The sequence below is a fragment of the Pedobacter sp. BG31 genome (genome assembly GCF_042464845.1).
Taxonomy (GTDB): domain Bacteria; phylum Bacteroidota; class Bacteroidia; order Sphingobacteriales; family Sphingobacteriaceae; genus Pedobacter; species Pedobacter suwonensis.
In genome coordinates, this window is the sequence record NZ_JBHNZK010000031.1 from 19,735 (window position 1) to 39,857 (window position 20,123).

Annotated in this window: 14 protein-coding genes; 6 read left to right on the forward strand and 8 right to left on the reverse strand. The window is 38.9% G+C overall.

Going from position 1 to position 20,123, the window contains the following annotated elements; all coding sequences use genetic code 11:
- Nucleotides 1-75 precede the first annotated feature (75 nt).
- Nucleotides 76-3,081: a two-component regulator propeller domain-containing protein gene (locus tag ACFE6N_RS22600; protein WP_378940109.1), complete on the reverse strand. Its 3,006-nt coding sequence runs from the start codon at nt 3,079-3,081 to the stop codon at nt 76-78.
- Complete coding sequence (locus tag ACFE6N_RS22605; protein WP_378940110.1) at nt 3,071-3,856, reverse strand: LytR/AlgR family response regulator transcription factor; 786 nt, start codon at nt 3,854-3,856, stop codon at nt 3,071-3,073. The genes ACFE6N_RS22600 and ACFE6N_RS22605 overlap by 11 nt, the downstream gene beginning before the upstream one ends.
- Before the next feature lie 125 nt (nt 3,857-3,981).
- Between ACFE6N_RS22605 and ACFE6N_RS22610 the strand changes: the two genes are divergently transcribed.
- Nucleotides 3,982-4,716, forward strand: coding sequence for a ferritin-like domain-containing protein (locus tag ACFE6N_RS22610; RefSeq protein ID WP_378940111.1), 735 nt, complete (start codon nt 3,982-3,984; stop codon nt 4,714-4,716).
- Between the two features lie 18 nt (nt 4,717-4,734).
- Nucleotides 4,735-5,604: a ferritin-like domain-containing protein gene (locus ACFE6N_RS22615; protein ID WP_378940112.1), complete on the forward strand. Its 870-nt coding sequence runs from the start codon at nt 4,735-4,737 to the stop codon at nt 5,602-5,604.
- 250 nt (nt 5,605-5,854) lie between these two features.
- On the opposite strand, the gene mqnC is transcribed toward ACFE6N_RS22615, so the two are convergent.
- From mqnC to ACFE6N_RS22630, 3 genes are all read right to left on the reverse strand, one after another.
- Nucleotides 5,855-6,979 (reverse strand): cyclic dehypoxanthinyl futalosine synthase, encoded by a 1,125-nt coding sequence (gene mqnC / locus ACFE6N_RS22620; RefSeq protein WP_378940113.1) that lies wholly within the window; start codon nt 6,977-6,979, stop codon nt 5,855-5,857.
- 63 nt (nt 6,980-7,042) lie between these two features.
- On the reverse strand, nt 7,043-7,660 hold the full coding sequence (locus ACFE6N_RS22625) for a hypothetical protein (protein ID WP_378940114.1): 618 nt from the start codon (nt 7,658-7,660) through the stop codon (nt 7,043-7,045).
- A 1-nt stretch (nt 7,661) separates the two neighbouring features.
- Nucleotides 7,662-8,291, reverse strand: a complete 630-nt coding sequence (locus tag ACFE6N_RS22630; protein ID WP_378940115.1) for a hypothetical protein — start codon at nt 8,289-8,291, stop codon at nt 7,662-7,664.
- A 158-nt stretch (nt 8,292-8,449) separates the two neighbouring features.
- Between ACFE6N_RS22630 and ACFE6N_RS22635 the strand changes: the two genes are divergently transcribed.
- Together ACFE6N_RS22635 and ACFE6N_RS22640 are read left to right on the forward strand one after the other, a co-directional pair.
- Entirely contained in the window at nt 8,450-9,694 is a 1,245-nt protein-coding gene (locus tag ACFE6N_RS22635; RefSeq protein ID WP_378940116.1) for a M16 family metallopeptidase, read from the forward strand.
- Nucleotides 9,687-10,958, forward strand: coding sequence for a M16 family metallopeptidase (locus ACFE6N_RS22640; protein WP_378940117.1), 1,272 nt, complete (start codon nt 9,687-9,689; stop codon nt 10,956-10,958). The genes ACFE6N_RS22635 and ACFE6N_RS22640 overlap by 8 nt, the downstream gene beginning before the upstream one ends.
- A gap of 143 nt (nt 10,959-11,101) precedes the next feature.
- On the opposite strand, the gene ACFE6N_RS22645 is transcribed toward ACFE6N_RS22640, so the two are convergent.
- Genes ACFE6N_RS22645 through ACFE6N_RS22655 form a run of 3 tightly spaced genes read right to left on the reverse strand, consistent with a single transcriptional unit; the run spans nt 11,102 to nt 15,288 of the window.
- Complete coding sequence (locus ACFE6N_RS22645; protein WP_378940118.1) at nt 11,102-11,383, reverse strand: pyrimidine/purine nucleoside phosphorylase; 282 nt, start codon at nt 11,381-11,383, stop codon at nt 11,102-11,104.
- A gap of 6 nt (nt 11,384-11,389) precedes the next feature.
- Nucleotides 11,390-13,285 (reverse strand): DUF3857 domain-containing protein, encoded by a 1,896-nt coding sequence (locus tag ACFE6N_RS22650; protein WP_378940119.1) that lies wholly within the window; start codon nt 13,283-13,285, stop codon nt 11,390-11,392.
- Nucleotides 13,285-15,288, reverse strand: a complete 2,004-nt coding sequence (locus tag ACFE6N_RS22655; RefSeq protein ID WP_378940120.1) for a DUF3858 domain-containing protein — start codon at nt 15,286-15,288, stop codon at nt 13,285-13,287. The genes ACFE6N_RS22650 and ACFE6N_RS22655 overlap by 1 nt, the downstream gene beginning before the upstream one ends.
- 224 nt (nt 15,289-15,512) lie before the next feature.
- Between ACFE6N_RS22655 and guaB the strand changes: the two genes are divergently transcribed.
- Both guaB and ACFE6N_RS22665 read left to right on the forward strand, forming a co-directional pair.
- Entirely contained in the window at nt 15,513-16,982 is a 1,470-nt protein-coding gene (gene guaB / locus ACFE6N_RS22660) for an IMP dehydrogenase (RefSeq protein ID WP_090987386.1), read from the forward strand.
- Between the two features lie 374 nt (nt 16,983-17,356).
- On the forward strand, nt 17,357-19,936 hold the full coding sequence (locus ACFE6N_RS22665) for a TonB-dependent receptor (RefSeq protein ID WP_378940121.1): 2,580 nt from the start codon (nt 17,357-17,359) through the stop codon (nt 19,934-19,936).
- The last annotated feature ends 187 nt before the right edge of the window (nt 19,937-20,123 follow it).

Here is a 20,123-nt window from a genome sequence, read left to right on the forward strand (position 1 = left end):
GTTTAAGGCTAAACGAGGTTCGATCAAGATTCTATTTAGTAAGTGGTATTAATAATTGAGTAAACGGTAAATTGTCTATTTTAACGGTATAGAAATGGAGACGGTTGTACCATTTGTGGTATTTTGTCGTACGGTTAGGTGTATAGGTTTTGCTCCAATCTGGCCTAAAAGATGTAACCTTTCTTTAGTAAGCTGCATACCTTTACTAATATGTGTCTCCTTTTTGTCTTTTAAGGAGTTTTCAATCCCAATGCCATCGTCTATAATTTCAATATTAAGATAGAATTCATCCATCAGTTTAATATTGATCATGATTTTACCACCAGTTTCTTTTGGCATAATGCCATGCCATATTGCATTTTCAACATATGGTTGCAACAACATAGATGGAATAAACGTTTCCTCTCTGTCTATATCATCATCCACATTGAAAATATAGTCTAATTTGTCACCAAACCGGTTCTTCTCCAGTTTCAGGTAGAGGTTTAAGTATTCTAATTCTTCTTCCAGAGAGATATAACTCTTGGTACAGATCTCCAGGTTTTTTCTGATCAGTCTGGCAAATCCCGTTAAAACTTTATTGGCAGACGCTGTGTTCTGCGTGTTAATATAATGCTGGATGGAGTTCATTACATTAAATACAAAATGGGGATTCATCATTGCCTGCAGTGCCTGTTGTTCTAACATCAGCACTTTGTTTTTTAACAACAATTGGGCTTGTTCCTTATCCTTTTGCTTACGGGTGATATAAACAGCTACTTTATAAAAAATATAAGCCACAAGCAATATTAAAATGGATAAAAACCATAGGCTTTGCCAAAAGTGACTTTTAATGGTAAAGGCAATTTTTGCAGATTCACCCCAACTACCGTTTTGGCTTTTTGCACTTACTTCAAACACATAATCGCCTGATTGCAGTGATGAAAAATCCAAACGCCTCGTTCTGGTTTCTATCCAGGCCGAATTTTCATTTAAACGATACCGGTAGGTAATATCACTGGTGGTAAAATCAACGGCACTGAAGGTAAAGAGTATGGTATTATTACCCGTTTCGAAAGTAAAATTATCCTGATCAACAGGTAAACGTTCGTTATCTTTAATGATAGAAGTAACATATACCTTAGGAAGGTTTTTAATAATGTTTTTATTGTTGTATTTAAACAGAATCAGCCCTTTGTTTGTAGCAAAATAAGCCGTGCTATCATCAATATACAAACTGTTTATATCATCACTTAACAGGTCTTTTCCATAGTCGAAATTGGCTACATTAAGTTCATTCGGGTAATTGGCTATTTTGTTAACGCCTTTGTTGGTTAATACCCATATTTCGTTGTTTTTGATGAATATTTTTGTGCAGATGTTATTGGTCAAGCCGTCTTTTTGAGTAATTTGCCTGGTAATCTGTTTATTCTTATAAAAAATTAAACCATAACCATCGGTAGCCAGAATCAATGTTCCATCGGCCAGCTGCTGGATATCATTGATCCTTTTGGTTAGCAGGGGATGGTTCTCATAGTGTTTAACCAGTTTTCCTTTCGAAAATTGAGAAAGTCCGTTCACATTTGAAAACCACAAATTGCCTTCACGATCATAAAAAACGTGATAGGACCTGTCTTTAAAAAAATCCTCCTTTTCGCGATATTTTGCTGCATTAAACTCAAGTTTACTGGTTCTGTCTGATAGGAAAACGACACCTGATGATAGCGCCAGGGCAAGATGATTATTGTTTTCAGCAACGCTAAAGTGCTTGATCACAAACATCGAATTATTTGATTCCTTCAAATAACTTACATCGCTACTGCTGTCGTAAATATTTTTGAAAACACCCATTCCATAATCAGACGCGAAATAGATGGCTTGATCTTTAGGGTCGAAAGTTAGCTGCTTAATAGTTTTGTATTTTTTAAAATCATCTAATCCAATTTCATCAACCTGATAATTGTTGATGCTCAGTACGTCGATTACCGCATCATCAGTACCCAACCACAGTCTGTTTTTCCCGTCTTTGGTGATGCTTTTAATTACATTGCTGCTCAAGCCAGATTCTGCATCAATAATCGATAAGCGGTTATTCATGTTCGGCAGCATGTATATGCCCTGATTGGTAGCAAACCACATGTTCTGGTTATTATCTTTAATCACCTGGTTAACCGGAATATCCTGCAGGTACTGCACCGTTTTTCCGCTTTTATCAAGCGCAAAAGCGCCATTGGCATTTGATAGCCAAACCGCTTTGCTACTAACGTCGTAATAAAAATATCCCGACATGTTTTTGATCAGGTTTTGCGGGATGGAGATAAGGTCGTTGATGATTCCGTGCCTGTATCGTTTTAATCCACCATTATCAAGATAAAATAAAGATCTGTTGCTGCTATTGGCAGCCGTCATATAAGAAATGGGTTGTACTTTTGACTTGGTCAGGGTAAATGTTCTTCCATTAAATTGTTGTACACTTAAATCGCTATATGCAAATATGTTGCCTTGTTCATCTTCATGGATAAAAGCATTGATAAATTTGTCCTTTTGATTTGGAGAGATATATTTTCTAATGGTTTTACCATCCCAGCAAACAATCAGGTTGGCGTTTGTTCCGAGCCAGATCCGCCCTGATTGATCAATTAAAAAGGAAACAATTACGGTATTAAAGTTGAGTTTTTTAAGGAGTTCATCGTTGCTCTGGTTGTAAAACTTTCCTTCTTTTAAGTAGCTGAGCTGACCATTCAGTGCAAAAAACCATAAACGGCCTTCTTTATCTTCTTTCATCTGCAGGATCTGCGTATCTGGCAAACCATCTTCTATCGTGAAATTCTGAAAGTTTGTTCCGTCAAAACGGCTCAATCCATTATCGGTGGCAATCCATATAAAACCTTTTTTATCCTGTAAAATGTAATAACAGTTATTGCTGGCAAGCCCGTTTTTAGTGTTATAATGAGGGAGATAAGTGGTTTGCGAAAAAAGCTTGTGAGGTACGATAAAACCCAGGATCAGCAATAAAAAAGCAATAAAAAAACTGCTGAAGCTAAACTTCAGAAGAGCTTTTTGAGCCAGTTGTTTTCTTTTTATATGCGGACTAATGATCACTATTTGCTTTGGTAAATAACTTTATTTTTTCAAAAAAATCGCTTGCTCTTCTTCTCGAAATGTTGATGCTTTCACCGTTTTTTAGGAAAACCTGCAGTCCGTTTTTAGAATTATATTCCTTTAAGTGATTAAGGTTGATAATGCTTGATTTGTGTATCCTGACAAACTGATCAGTTGGCAATAATTCTTCGAACTCCCTTAAAACCTTAGAAACAGTTATTTTTTCGTGGTTGTTTAGGTGTACAATCGAATAATTACTGTCGGCTTCAATATAAATGATATCATCAATATCAATCATCTTAAAACCCTGTCCGTAAGGAAGGGTTAGTTTCCTGATCTCTGATCTCGAACTTAAACTGGAAGCCAGGTTGTTTATTCGTTCATCATTCTCATTCTGGCTTTTAAATAATCTGATGTGTTGTGAAACTTTGTCTACAGCTGTTTTAAGTTCATCAATATCAATTGGTTTTAACAGGTAATCGAGCGCATTTGCCTTTATCGCTTTTAATGCATATTGATCGTAGGCGGTAGTAAATATTATGGCAGCATTGTGTTTTTGTGCATCGGCCACCAATTCAAAACCATTTCCGCCAGGCATGGCAATATCCAAAAAGATCAGATCAATAGGGTGATGGTCCAAAATGTCTTTTGCCTCGTTTACAGATCTTGCTATACCGGTAATTTCTACCTGCTGACAATTCTGTTGCAGTAAAAAAAATAATGACGATCGTGCAAACTCCTCATCATCAACAATAATGGCCTTTAGTGTAGTCATAGCTATAGGTTGGTGAATGTATTAAAATGGTCTTATAAAAAAAAATGCAAATCGAAAAAACCAGTATACAGATTGTCACGTATGTATCATCAAACGTATTCAAAACCACTAAAACATAGATGACTATGAAAAACAATGAACTAGAAACAAAAAGCGAGCTTCAGGAGAAAAGTTTGTTTGACAAAGCTGTGGGCAGAAGATCTTTTCTGCAGTATGCAGGTGCAGGTGCTGCCGGTATTGCTTTAGTAGCTGCTGGTTGTAGTAAAGATCGCGGTTATGATAACCCAACAATGAATGGTGCAACACTGGATTTTAAAGATGATACTGGTGTATTAAATTATGCTTATGCTTTGGAGCAATTGGAGGCTGCGTTTTACATCCAGGTTGCTAATAGCAATACTCAGTTTACGGGTACTAATGCTGCAGCAAAGAAAGCCTATTTTCAGGATATCCAGTTTCATGAGATTGCACACAGGGAGTTTTTTAAAGCAGCCCTTTCCACCTCTGCTATCGGAAGTTTGGAGGTAGATTTTTCATCAATTGATTTTACCAGTGAAGCTAGCGTTTTGGCCACTGCTATGGCTTTTGAAGATTTAGGTGTTGCAGCCTACAATGGTGCAGGACCAAGACTTAAAAACGGCACGTTTTTATTACTGGCAGGTAAAATTGTTTCAGTTGAGGCTCGTCACGCTGCTTATGTTCGTGATATGGTCTCAAACGGATCATTTGCAGATCTTAATAGCCTTACCTCATTAGGTGCTAATAACTCGGGTGGCTTAGATGCGGCCTTAACACCAGATAAAGTTTTGGCTGTTGCTTCAAAATATATCAAAACCAAAATTAATGTTATCAATCTTTAAATCTTTAAACTAGAAATCATGAATATCGTAAATATATTAGAAGAAATTGAAAAAGTTGATGGTGAGGTTTATGAGCGTTTAAACCCGAGAAGAGCTGCCATGAAAAGCTTTTTTAACATCGGTAAGAAAATCTCATTGGCTGCAATGCCGCTGGCTTTGGGTTCTATGTTTCAAAAAGCATATGGACAATCCACTTTACCATCAGGTGTTGCAGACGTTTTAAATTTCGCTCTTGCTTTAGAGTATTTAGAATATCATTTTTACAATCACGCATTGTTAGGTACTGATGTTACTTTCACTTATCCAACAGCAGCAGCTAAAACAGCAATTACTACCATTCGTGACCATGAGAAGGCGCACGTTGATTTGTTGGTAGGCGCTTTAGGAAGTTCCGCACGTACACCAATTGCCTATGCAGATACCGATTTTAGGGCAGGTGGTACATTTGCGAATGTATACACGGATTATAATACATTCCTAGCTGTAGCACAAGGTTTTGAAGACACCGGGGTTAGGGCATACAAAGGCCAGGCCGCCAATTTAATGGCTGCTCCGGGAGTATTGCAAACTGCACTTCAAATCCATTCTGTTGAAGCACGTCATGCTTCTCACATCCGTCAAATGCGTACAGCTGCTGGCTCTACCGTTTATAAGCCTTGGGTTAGCCTTGGTGCTTCCGGACAGGCAAATGATTCAGGTGTAGCAGCTGTTGATGCTGTTTATGCCGGTGAAGATCTAACCGTGCAGGCTGGAGCAAATATTGTAGGAATTGGTGGTTTCTCAGGTATTACCAAGGCCGCTGCTGTTGAAAGCTTTGATGAACCTTTAGATAAGGCGAGTGTGGTAACGATTGCCAACCTGTTTTTACAGCCTGGTAAAAGATTGTAGTACACAAAAATATTGACATTATTAATTAGGTAATGTTTCGTTTAAGGTGGGGAGGTAGAACTTTGGTTTTACTTCCCTTTGTTGTTTAGATTTTTAGGATTGTGATATTTTAAGATGGATAAAGCGGGGCCCATCCTGTGTTTCTACTGAATTATGAACTAGCAATTTACCAGACCTCTTGTCACTATTGATTATCGAAAATTCGCACTGTTCCTCCATCATTCATCCCCATCTTACCGCTTACACTTTTTTAATAGGTAATCACCTGCTCTTCCAAATGCTCTGGCAAATCCCTGTAATTATACTTTTGACCACGTAATTGTGGCTCAAAACCTGCAGCCTTAATGGATTGTTGGATACCATTTGCTGTGAAACGATGTGGTGCACCAGCTGCTGATACTACGTTTTCTTCAATCATGATCGATCCAAAATCATTTGCTCCTGCATGAAGGCATAATTGGGCAGTAGTTTTTCCAACGGTTAACCAGCTGGCCTGGATATTTTTAATATTTGGCAGCATAATGCGGCTCAGGGCAATCATCCGGATATATTCATCGGCAGTTACTGTATTGCTGATACCACGCAGTCGTTTTAATAAAGTGCCGTCATCCTGGAATGGCCAGGGAATAAAGGCCAGAAATCCATTGGTATCGGCTGGTTTTTCACTTTGTACCTGACGGATCCATACCAAATGTTCGAAACGCTCTTCGATGGTTTCTACATGGCCGAACATCATGGTTGCTGAAGTGGTGATATCCAACTGGTGACAGGCGCGCATTACATCTAGCCATTCTTGCCCGCCGCATTTACCTTTGGAAATTAACCGTCTAACCCGATCGTTTAAAATTTCGGCACCTGCCCCCGGTAGTGAATCCATCCCGGCTTCTTTGAGTGTTTTCAATACTTCAGTATGTGTGATGCCTTCCAGCTTGGCCACGTGGGCAATTTCTGGCGGACCTAAAGCATGAAGTTTTAAATCGGGGTATAACTCCTTTAACTTTTTGAATAGATCGGCATAAAAAGCCAAGCCCAGATCAGGGTGATGACCACCCTGCAATAATAACTGATCTCCGCCTAAACGGAAAGTTTCTTCAATTTTAACCTTATAGGTCTCAATGTCGGTAATATAACTTTCTTCGTGGCCAGGCCTGCGGAAGAAATTGCAAAATTTACAGTTTGCAATACAAACATTGGTGGTATTTACATTACGGTCGATCTGCCAGGTTACTTTACCGCTAGGGACTTGAATTTTTCTTAGCTCATTGGCTACAAACATCAATGATGCAGTATCGGCATGGTGGTATAGGTATACACCTTCTTCTTGCGTTAAAAAATCAAAATGTAGCGCCCGCTGCAGTAAATCGGCTGTATTCATAAAGCAAAAATACTCGAAATAAGCATCACTATAATCACAGTTTTATAAAAAAACAGTGCATTGTTAATTATTTTTAGTGGTATCAGCCTTACGTTTAAACAGGTTTAGCAAATCATTTCCCTGTTTTTTTATTTCCTCTAAACGCTTTTTAGTACTGTCATTAACCTTTTTTAAGCCTTCGTTAGCTTTTACAACATTATTTTTAACTGTAGTTTGACCAAGCGCAACTGCATCTGAAACTTGTTTAACCTTACTTTCACCAGTTGCAATGGCGCCTATTACCTGTTTCACCTTTTTATCAGCATTAACCCTGGTACTATCAATAAACTTTCCGGCCGTAGTGGCCACAGTGGTTGTGTCATTAACGGGTTTACCCAAAGAAGTATTTGCTTTGGCAAGCAATTGATCATCTTCTGCTTTTACGATGCCCCCATTTGCAGTATAATAGGTTTTACTGTTTAAATAATTTGTTTTGGCGGTTTCCAACTGTATTTTTGCAGCTGCTATTCTTGCGGTATCCTTACTTGCTACTGCTGCATCATAATTCAATTGTGCATCGGTTAATGCGAGCGCCGCTGTTTCATATGATTTAGTAAAATCAATTTTTTCTTCCTTTTTTGTAGCTGTGTTGCAGGCAGCTAAACCCAAGGTTAACAAACAGATTATAATGATATTTTTCATGTTATTTTGACGTAGTAAATTGGTCAACTATTTTCTTTAAAGAACTGGTTTCCTGTTCTTCAGTAATGTTCCCACCGAGCCTTTCAACTTCTAAATTGTTAATACTTTTAGCAAATTCTAAATATTTTAAATACCGGTTAAGAATCTCAATTTTCGTTCCATTGTTGTTCTGTTCGGTATTGCTTAGGTTTTTAACAAAGGTTTCCATATTGTCTATACAAACAATATAGGCTTGAAAAGCATTTGGTGTAAAGTAGTCGTTAACCAAACTATTTGTTGCGAGTTGCGGATATAACTTAGGTAGTTCAACAGGCGTTTTCTTAAGGGTTTCGGTTAGATTCAGTCCGGCATTGGAAGTATTTAAATACATTCCTTTCGTTTTCATCTGGCAGTTTTCTATCGCCAGATTAGTGGTGTTCAACAATTTAATTAAGTTGTTTTTTTTGTCGATGTTATCCAGAAAAGTATTAACCGCCAGGGCAATAAACAATCCTGTAAAGGTGGATATTAGTGAGATCACAAAACTAAACGTATCATTATTGTTTTTGCGCCAATTGCTTTCCCTCCTAAAGTTGAGTAAAAAAAGACTTGTTGCCACTAAAACGAGCGCGATTATAGCATAGGTGAGCATATTTCTTTTGGTTTTATTTTTGTAAAATTATATAATTACAGGTAATAAAAAAATTACAAATTTGTTTGCAGAATTTTTTAAATAAAATGAAGGCGTGTTCGTCAGATTAATTGAGTAAACAATTTAGCAATTCAACAATTCGATTATCTTTGTCACCTATGGTAGATTTTAATCGTTTTACACTGACCAATGGGTTAAAAGTTTTGGTGCATGAAGATGCAACAACGCCAATGGCAGTTTTAAATATTTTATATGATGTTGGTGCCCGGGATGAGGACCCCGAAAAAACAGGTTTTGCTCATCTATTCGAGCACCTAATGTTTGGTGGATCGATAAACATTCCCAGTTACGACGAACCTTTACAACGCGTAGGGGGAGAAAACAACGCTTTTACGAGTAACGATATTACCAATTATTACATCACTTTGCCAGCAGAAAATATCGAAACTGCTTTTTGGTTAGAGAGCGATCGGATGCTGAGCCTGGCTTTCTCTGAAAAGAGCCTTGATACCCAGCGAAATGTGGTAAGTGAGGAATTTAAACAGCGTTATCTTAACCAGCCTTACGGCGATGTTTGGTTAAAATTACGTCCGCTGGCTTATCAGAAGCATGCTTACCGTTGGGCAACGATAGGTAAAGAGCTTTCGCACATCGAAAATGCCACAATGGATGATGTAAAATCATTTTTTAAGAAACATTATACGCCGCAAAACGCAATTTTAGTTGTTGGCGGAAATGTGAAAACAGCCGATGTAAAGAAACTGGCCGAAAAATGGTTCGAACCGATTCCTGCAGGTGAGAAATATAACCGGAATTTAGTTCAGGAAGATCCGCAAACCGAAGCCAGAAAAGAAACAGTTAAGGCTAATGTCCCGTTAAATGCGATTTACATGGCTTTTAAAATGCCCGGACGATTAAGCGGAGATTATTACGCTTTTGATTTATTGTCAGATATTTTATCGCGGGGCCAGTCTTCGCGTTTATACAATAGCCTCTTAAAGGAACAGCAACTTTTTAGCGATATCAATGCTTATATTTCGAGCAGTTTAGATCCGGGGCTTTTCATTATAGAGGGTAAACTGGTGAAAGGTATAACAGTCGAAGCGGCAGAAAAAGCCATCTGGGCTGAACTTGAGAAGTTAAAAACCGAACTTGTTTCAGAAACGGAGTTAACTAAAGTGAAAAATAAGGTAGAATCGGTACTTGTTTTTTCTGAGATGAACCTGCTGGATAAAGCAATGAATCTGGCCTACTATGAGCTGTTGGGCGATGCCGCCATATTGAACAGTGAAACCGAAGAGTTCCTAAAAGTAAACGCAGAAGATATCAAACGGATATCTAACGAAACTTTTAATCCTAAATCATCATCTACTTTATATTATTTAACCGAAGAAAATGCTTAACAGACAACAGGCACCTGATTTTAAGCAGGTATCTACCATAAAATTTATCCATCCGCAAAAACAGGTATTGGATAATGGTGTACCCGTTTATACCATTTATTCCGGAGAACAGGATCTGGTACGGATTGAATTTATTTTTGATAATGTTAACTGGAACCTGGAAAAACCATTGCAGGCCATTGCGGTAAGCGCATTAATCAACAACGGAACAAATCAATTATCCGCAAGGGAAATAGCTGAAAAAATTGATTTTTATGGTGCATTTTTTCAAACAGAATATGTACAGGATCAATCTTCGGTAACATTGTACACGTTGAATAAACATTTACATTCGGTATTACCGGTTGTAAAAGATGTTTTATCAGAAAGCCAGTTTCCTCAGCATGAACTTGATATTTATATCCAGAACCAGAAGCAGAAGTTACAGGTTAACCTGAAAAAGAATGATATTCTTTCCAGAAAGGAATTTGCCAATGCTTTGTTTGGCGATACCGCTTATGGCGTCAATATCAAAGCAGCCCATTACGATGCCTTACAACGTGAAGATCTCCTTGATTATTTTAAAGCTGCTTATGCTCCGAACAACTGCACCATAGTGATATCAGGTAAGTTCGATGATGCTGGATTTAAGCTTTTAAATGATTTTTTTGGCCGCGATTGGGAAAAAAGTGATGCCATAAAAAATAACTTTAGTTTTACGCCCACTGAAAAAAAAGTGCTTTATACCGAAAAGCCAGATGCATTACAATCGGCAATCCGAATAGGCCAGTTGGCTATAAACCGCAAACATGAGGATTTTTGCGGGCTTCAGGTGTTGAACACAATTTTAGGCGGGTATTTTGGTTCGCGTTTAATGAACAACATCCGCGAAGATAAAGGTTATACTTACGGAATTGGTTCTGGTATTTCTTCATTACAGCAGGCAGGTTATCTGTTTATTGCAACCGAAGTGGGTGCAGATGTATGTTCAGCCGCACTAACAGAAATTTACAAAGAGATCGAATTATTGAAAAATGAACCCGTTGGAGCAGCAGAACTGGATCTGGTTCGGAACTACATGCTGGGATCGATGTTGGGCAGCCTGGAGAACGTTTTTTCACATGCCGACAAATTCAAAAATATTTATTTTGCAGGACTGGATTATGATTATTATACCAAATACATCGAAAAAGTGAAGACAATCACTGCTGAAGAGCTGTTGGTAATGGCTAATAAATACCTTACTACAGAAAATTTTATAGAAGTTGTGATCGGGAAGAAGTAATTGGAAATTAAGCCTATGGAGGCCGTCATTTCGAGCGAAGTGCAACGAAGTCGAGAACTACGAAGTGCTCAGCGAAGCTAAATCTATCGATATAGATCTCTCAAATCCACTGCGTTTCGGTCGAAAGGACGGCTTTTTTAAATTTATCTATACTGGCAAAGATAGGCGGTTTTCACAGCCGCTTTTACTTTAAATGATGAATTTGCAGGGACCTCGAATTGGTTTCCTGCAGCAATATTTATCCATTCGGTAGCATCTGGTAATAGCGCCTGCAGTTGGCCCTCTATCACATGCATCACTTCTTTTTGGGCAGTACCGAAGGTATATTCTCCCGGATTGATCACACCAATGGTCGATTTCCCTTCAGTAGTTTCATAGCCTAACGATTTAACGTTGCTATTAAAATATTGGTTTTCAGTAATCATTGCGATTTATAAAGTTTTAGTTAAGATAGCTTTTTGTTTATCAGCCTGGTAAATCTTTTTATAAAAATCTACGTATTCGCCATATTTTTCTGGCGGATACTTTTTATTGTTCATGGTTTGTGTGCGGCTGTAAACGATCATGTTATCCTTGATACTAAATTTCGCAGTGTACGATCCAAATTCAGAGTTGATTGTGATGTCTTTCGGAATAAATTCTACCTGGTATCCTTTTGGTAAGATGTAGTTAATTTCGTCATCATCATGATAACTGAATGGAACAGCGAAGTATGTTTTTCTCCCTTCTACTTTAAGCGGAACGCTCTCGCGGCGGTTAATCTGGTTAACCAACAAAAACAACTTATCTCCACCTTTGGTTAATAAGGGGTTGGTTTTAAAATTAATTTCTTCAGTAAGTAGCGGAACCGTTTTATCTGGCTGCATATATTTGTAGCTAATAAGTTCTGCTACCGGAATAGAACTGTTTTCAATTATTTTTTTGCGGAGATCAACAGGTTCCATCAATGTCATCGAAAAATTTTCTTCAAACTGTGCGTTACCATAGGTAGCCTTAATTTCGGAGGTAGCTGTACCGTCTTCTGCCAGCGTAATTTTGGTTTTTCGGTTCTGATAATTTTCTCTGGCATGGTAAGCCGGGGTATGCACAATCTTTCCTCCATCCTCAGTCACCATCAGTACATTCCTGTCAGAGTTGCCATAGCCGATAAATCCCATGGGTTTAAATTGACTGGTGCATTCTAAAAATGTCGTGTCTTTTTCAAGTGGAACGCATAAAATCATATGGTTTGCCTGCCCCATGCTGGAGTAATTCAGATTTAAACTAGGCATATCGTTTCCGATTACAATTAAATTCGAGGCGATTCCTGCTTCGTTTAACAAGGCCTTCATATAATTGGAAAGCGCTTTACAATCGCCGTAATTTACCTGCGCAACCTTTTCGGCTAAAATTGGTCTGAATCCACCGATTCCTAATTGCACACTAACATAACGGGTATTTTGCTGCAGGTGGTTGTATAAAATTTTGATCTTTTCTTTTGGCGTTTTGGCATCTTTGATCAGGTTCTGCACCATCAACCTGGTTGCTTCGGGAAGTTTATTCCCTCCCTGATTTAAATTGAAAATCCATGAACCAAAATTTTTCCAGTTATCAAAATTTCCCGTTGAGCCATCGAATTCAAACTCATTAGGAGAAGCTTTAACCCATGAAGAAACATTATCAAGGCCTGTGCTCAGAGGCTCCTCAGTAACTGCAGCAACATTGGAACTTTTCCATCTGTACTGTAATTTTTCACCGTTAATTACCGAGTCTGTCGGTAAATTTGAGCTGGTAATGTACTTCATCTTGTAATTTTTTGCCTTTTGAATTGTGTAGGCAGATTTTTCAACCGATATGCCAAAACCTTTAAGGTCGCGCCATGACGGAAAAGAAAGCAATCCGTTATAGTCCTGGCTGAAGCTGTATTCTATAGTATAAGGATAGGTTATGCTGACAAATTTTAAAAGCTTAAGCCTGTTGTCTTCGAAAATCGAAAAGTTCGAAATCAGGCTTTGGTCTTTAATGTCTGAACTTCTATAGTCTTTTACTTTTTTTCCTGCAGCATCGTAAAGGGCAGCCTTAATGTTATATATGTTGCTGAATTTATCGTAAACTTCAGCCATTTCACCATATGGTTCACCGGCTTTATTCAAAATGGTTATGGCTACTTTATAATCCATTCTTGCCGCGCCCAGTCCTTTAACATCGAAAAAGGATTCTTCGTTTCTTACTACGGCTACAGCATCATGTTTCAGGCTTTCAGAAATTTTCGCCACATCGTAATCCGTCTGCGCAAATGTGGTATTAATAGACGCAACAGCGAATAGCAAACTAAAATAATACTTCATTATACTTTCTTTTTAAATACGATTTGTTCGGCCTGCTTTTCAACCACGGCTTTAAATAATGCTTGCAGATCGAAATATTCTTCTGATGTGTAGAGCGATTTATTCAGGCTAATGGCACTTTTTACCATCAGGGTTTTACCTTCTATTACATAGTTAATGGCAAAGGTACCCTTGTCTTCCTGAAGTTTATAAATGCCTCCTTTAGGAAGTTTATCTATTTCATAATCATCAGGGAATTTTACCGTAATGCGGTAGTTTTCTTTAAATGGATAGGCAAAATCAACTGGAAATTTGCGTTGCTCCAGCTTAAATAAATTCTCTTTTGTTCTTTCAAATAGCAGGGGGGTAAAATACACCAGGTTGCCAGCTTCTTCAACGTTATCTTCGATCACAACGTCCATGCTTTCGGTTAATAATTCATCCGGATTATCCAGATTATCGATCTTATATGCCGATATTTCGAGCCCGGTTTTATCTTTTTTGAAGTCTTTAATAAACTCAGCCTCGTTATTTGTTTTTCTATATCTATTTCGAAGACTTAGTGCTGCATAACCTTTTGAATATTGGCTGATCTGTCCGGTTAACTTATGGTCTTTGTCTAAAACCATACTGTATACAAATATTTTTTCGCTAGAAACACTCGGCTCTGTGGAAAGCCAGTTGCCTGATGTATTTTTTAAATCAATATAAAATCCCTGGTGACTCAAATTTTCGTAGTCTAACATACCAGCGGGCAGATCCTTGTCTGTCGCATCCAGAAAATACAGGCTATTCTGTATCTGCGTAACCGCTATTACGTTATTGAATGCCGATACCAACGGATAACCCGGATGTTCGCCGTTTTCTCTTGTACTGAGGAGGACAGGGAAGGCCTCAATCCTGGCTTCTTTTAATAAACTTAACAGGGCAAGGTTGATATCTGCAGATGAGCCTGTTTTCTTTTCGAAAATAGTTTTTGGGTTGGTTTCGCTGGCATACTTTGAGTATTGCTTATCCCATTTTAAATTATTTTTAACATAATTCAGAAGAAGTTTCACTGCGGTAAGGGTATCTTTTTCACCTTTCAGGATACCTGGCAGTACTGATTTGGCATAACCGTTTTTGTTAATAAAGCCACCAAAATTTTCATCTTCAGCTAAGCCTTTAATGATTTTTGGCCAGGAGCCGTTAAAATCCTGATACATTTCTCCCGGAAATTGGGTGCCACGAAGTTCAAATTCTATTTTGGGTGTATAATCATCCATTGTGGTCACATATGGTTCCTCTTTTAGGGCCGGTACATTTGCAGCACAATATTTATCGTAAGCGGCATTCGAAGTTAAACCCGGGATGTAGGAGGTGTTTATGGTTTCATGCACCGGATGATCGATTTGGTAGTATCCGCTCACGTTGTTTTTGTATACAAAGTATTCTGGTATTCTAACATTGTACTCAGACCAAAGTGTAGGAACAGTGGATTGGAATTTCCATCCGCGTAAAGTAAATGTGAAGTCTGATTTGATTTTATACTTAAACTCAATAATCGATCCTTCCTTGACATTGGGCAACGCAAATTTTTTGATTATATAGTTTTTGTTGAATGCCTCGGTAAACTTGGCATCTTTATTTAGTTTGCTGGTCATTATTTTGCCATCAACCATATTATAGGTTGCAGCATCCATAAAACTGAGGTCTTCTTTTGCAGAATTACTGCTTTTATAAAGTTCAACATTGAAGTTAGCCAGATCATAGCCGTTTTTATTTAAAATTTTATAACGGATGTGTCGTTCAAAAACATAAATAAAACCGCCGTTATTGCTATATTCAAAATAGCAATCGCCAACATCAAACAGCTTTATCGCGGAGGCTGAAGAGTCTTGGCCCGAAGCTTTTACTTCGAATTCTGCCGGTGCAATTTTACCAAACTTGAATTCTCTTTTTACGGGTGGATTGTTTTGGGCATAAAGGGTACTCACTCCAAAGCATAGCATTAGAGTCAGAAATCTGAGAGCATTTTTCTGCATGTATAAAATTAGTTTTTTGGTTGGTGCAATTATATCATAATTATCCGAATTATTTAAAATTTTTTCGGTGCCAATCAGACTAAATCAGCCGCATCATTCTCGTTAATCTGATTGATGTAATTGTCAGAAGAACTCAATATTTAAGCATTTTTAACTTTACGCTTTAATTTCCGTTCGATTTTCGTATCTTTGCCTGGCAAATAATAAATCCTAATTTATTTGCTATGCAACTCGATTCCACAAAGTTTATTGCCACAGGTTTAACGTATGATGATGTACTATTGGTACCCGCATACTCTGAAATTCTGCCCCGTGAAGTAAATACAACCACTTTTCTAACAAAAAAAATCAAACTTAATGTTCCATTGATTTCTGCTGCGATGGATACCGTAACCGAAGCTGAACTGGCGATTGCCATTGCGCAGAATGGCGGGATAGGCATGTTACACAAAAACATGACGATCGATAGACAGGCTGCCGAAGTACGCAAGGTTAAGCGTTCGGAAAGCGGTATGATCAAAGATCCCGTAACTTTATTGGAAACAGCTGTGGTTGCTGATGCCTTCAAGATCATGAAGGAGCATAAAATAGGTGGTATTCCGGTGGTAAGTAGCGATAATAAACTGGTTGGCATTATCACAAACAGGGACTTACGTTTCCAAAAGGATATGAAGCGGCCAATTTCTGAAGTAATGACTAAAGAAAATTTAATCATTGCTCCGGAAGGAACTACCTTGGTTCAGGCAGAGGAAATTCTTCAGAACCATAAAATTGAGAAACTTCCAGTTGTGAGCAAAGATGGTTACTTAAGCGGGTTAATTACCTTTAAAGATATTTCAAAAGTTAAAAATTACCCGGTAGCCTGTAAAGATGAGCATGGCCGTTTGAGAGTAGGCGCTGCGGTGGGGGTAACTGCTGATACTCTACAACGGGTTGATGCTTTGGTGCATGCTGGTGTTGATGTCATTACGATCGATACAGCTCATGGCCATACCAAAGGGGTAGTAGATAAATTAAAAGAAGTTAAAGCAAAGTATCCTGACTTACAGGTGATTGTCGGTAATATTGCTACAGGTGCAGCTGCCAAGTTTTTAGCAGATGCCGGTGCAGATGCCGTTAAGGTTGGTATTGGTCCCGGTTCTATCTGTACCACCAGGATCATTGCCGGAGTTGGTGTTCCTCAATTATATGCTGTTTACGAATGTGCCAAAGCACTAAAAGGCACAGGAGTACCTGTTATTGCAGATGGTGGAATTAAACATACAGGAGATATTGCAAAAGCAATTGCGTCAGGTGCAAGCACCGTAATGGCAGGTTCTTTATTTGCTGGAGTAGAAGAATCGCCAGGTGAAACCATTATTTACGAAGGACGTAAATTTAAATCATATCGTGGAATGGGTTCGATTGAAGCAATGGAGCAAGGTTCTAAAGACCGTTATTTCCAGGATGTGGAAGATGACATTAAAAAACTGGTTCCTGAAGGTATTGTTGGTCGCGTGCCGTTTAAAGGCACCCTTGCTGAAGTAATGTACCAATATATTGGTGGTTTACGGGCAAGTATGGGCTATTGTGGAGCAGCCAATATTGAAGCCTTACAGGAAGCGCAGTTTGTACAGATTACCGCTGCAGGCATGCGCGAAAGTCACCCGCATGATATCACCATTACCAAAGAGGCACCTAATTATACCAGATAAGGTTTAGGGTATGGGGCTTAGGGTATAAGGTAAATAAATACTCAAATATTTTAAGAATAAAAAAACGGGGCATCGGTTACGATCGCCCCGTTTTTTTTGGTGCTAATCGTCAATCTGATCCGATAGCTATCGGATTTATTTCAGGATTCTTTCATGATAAACCTATAGGTCTATTTTATAAAATCACGAAATAAAATTTGGCAGTTAATATTTTTTAATATATTTGCCTACTAAATCTATAGATTTTATATAATAATATGAAAATCAGTCGAAAAACGTGTTCGCATAGCTGTTGTAGCCTTCTGGAATTAGTAGTCACACATTCGCAATTACCTCGTTAATCAATAATGCTTAAACCAACCATTCACACCATTATGAACAAAATTTTACTTTTTTTATTTTCATTTTTAATCTCGGCGGGATTTGCTTTTGCCCAAAGTCCGGTTACAGGAATTATTAAAACAACCAACGGTACTACTATCGCCAACGCAACGATAAAGGTAAGGGGAACCAACCAGGCTGTGGTAGCCGATGAAAACGGCGCTTTTAGCATCAATGTAAAACAGGAAACACCTTTCTACCTTCAGGTCAGCGCTGTAGGTTATAAACCACAGGATTTTCAGATACTAAAAGTTGAGAATACGCCAATAGAATTGGTTTTGGTGGAAAATGCATTGCTTGATGAAATTGTGGTAACTTCCAGAAGGCGTTCGGAGGTTTTACAGGATGTACCGATTCCAATTACTGTTATTGGTGGACGTTCAGCCGAAAATGCAGGTGCATTTAACGTGAACCGTTTAAAGGAATTGGTCCCTTCGGTACAGTTGTACGCCTCGAATGCGAGGAACACTACCCTAAACATCAGGGGTTTAGGTTCTACCTTTGGTTTAACCAATGATGGTATCGATCCTGGCGTAGGTTTTTATGTAGACGGCGTTTATCATGCCCGCCCGGCCGCTACTTCTACCGATTTTCTTGATATTGATCAGATCGAAATTTTACGTGGTCCTCAAGGTACCTTATTTGGCAAAAATACCACGGCTGGTGCTTTTAACATCACCACGAGCAAACCTACTTTAACGCCGAGCGCAAAAATAGAATTGAGTGTCGGGAATTATAATTTTATTCAGGCCAAAACATCAGTTTCTGGTGCACTGGCAAAAGATCTCGCTGCAAAGATTTCAATTTCGGGTACGCAACGTGATGGTACCATCTGGAATACCAGGGAAGAACGCAGGTATAGCGGACAGAACAACCTCGGACTGAAAAGTCAGTTATATTATACCCCTTCCGAAAAATTGCAGGTGTTGTTAAGTGGCGATGTAAGCATTCAGCATCCGGCAGGTTACCCATTGGTAATTGCCGGCGTTACTACAACCGAAAGAAGTGCGTATCGCCAATATGCCAGAATTATTTCTGATTTAGGCTATCAACAACCTAAAATAGATCCTTTTTCAAGAGAAATCAATACCAATACGCCCTGGAGACATAACCAATCCATCGGTGGGATCTCGTTAAATGTTGATTATAAAATTGGGAATGGAACACTTACTTCAACTACGGCCTGGCGATTCTGGAACTGGGATCCCACCAACGACAGGGATTTTTCTGAAGTGGCAGCATTGACCAAATCGCAGGGCAATTCCCGTCACGATCAATACTCTCAGGAAGTCAGGTACGCAGGCAATATTTCCGAGAAATTAAGTGGGGTAGTGGGCGTTTATTTTCTGGGTCAGAATTTAAAAGGTTTGGCACAAACAGAAGAAGTAGGTAAAGATCAATGGCGTTTTGTACAAACCAGCAATACCGGTAGTCAGGCTTTATACTCCACACCGGGTTTATTGGATGGTTTTGGTATTAAAACCAACTCTGTTATTAAATCGTTAAGTGCGGCAGTTTTTGCGCAGGTTGACTGGGAAGTTTTAAAAAACCTGCATGTATTGCCAGGTTTAAGGTATACCTATGATAAAAAAGATGTTGATTATGATCGGGTAACGTATGGAGGTTTACAAACCACTGATGCGACATTATTAGCACTCAAAGCAGCCGTATATGCCAATCAGCAGTTCTCTACTAAGGTAGATAACAACAATTTATCTGGTAACTTCACCGTTTCTTATCGCCCAAGCCATAACTTAAATGTTTACGGAACTTTTTCTACCGCTTACAAACCGGTGGGTGTTAACGTAGGCGGTTTGCCAACTACCTCAACGGGAGCAGCAGATTTATCTGTAGCTGTTGTTAAACCGGAGTACGTTCAGCATTATGAGCTTGGTGCGAAAACGAAGCCGCTCAAAGGTGCCATTGTCAATATCAGTTTATTTAATACGGACATTAAAGATTATCAGACCAATGTGCAATCGCCGCAGCTGGGCGTAAACAGAGGTTATTTATCAAATGCGGAAAAGGTGAGGGTAAAAGGCCTCGAAATAGACGGTACTTATCAATTGGAACGTTTTTTAACTTTAAATGCCGCCCTGGCCTATCTTGATGGTAAATACGCAAGATTTACCAATGCACCGCTACCATTAGAAGAAACCGGACATACCGAGGTGATCAACGGCGTGGCTACCCAGGTTGCCTTTAAAGATGCTTCCGGCGGTAGGTTGCCTGGTATCTCTAAATGGAATATCTCAGGCGGTTCAGAGCTGAGTACACCTGGTAATCTGTCCACCAGAGCGGGACGCTATTTCATCGCCGGTGATGCGAGTTACCGTTCAGAATATTCTTCAAATCCTACCCCATCAAGCGTACTGGTTGTTAAAGGTTATGCTCTATTTAATGCCAGGCTGGGGTTCAAATCCGATAAGTTTTCTTTGTTTGTTTGGAGCAGAAACATCGCCAATAAAAATTATTATGAGCAGTTACAGGCTGCAGCCGGAAACTCCGGTTTATACGCCGGTGTATTGGGCGATCCGAGAACTTACGGTGGAACAATCCGTTATTCATTCTAATTAATTTTTTCTCTCTTATATTTGGTTAGCAGGGAGTGGTGTAATGCCACTCCTTTTTTATTGGTGCGCCGGGCATGGCAATCGACTATAGGGTTAAAGTCCCGAACACGCTTAGCAGTAGGAAGTGTTAGCTAAAGACAAGGGTGTCGTGGGTGACTGCGAATCTGAAGGAAGTCGGCGGCAAATA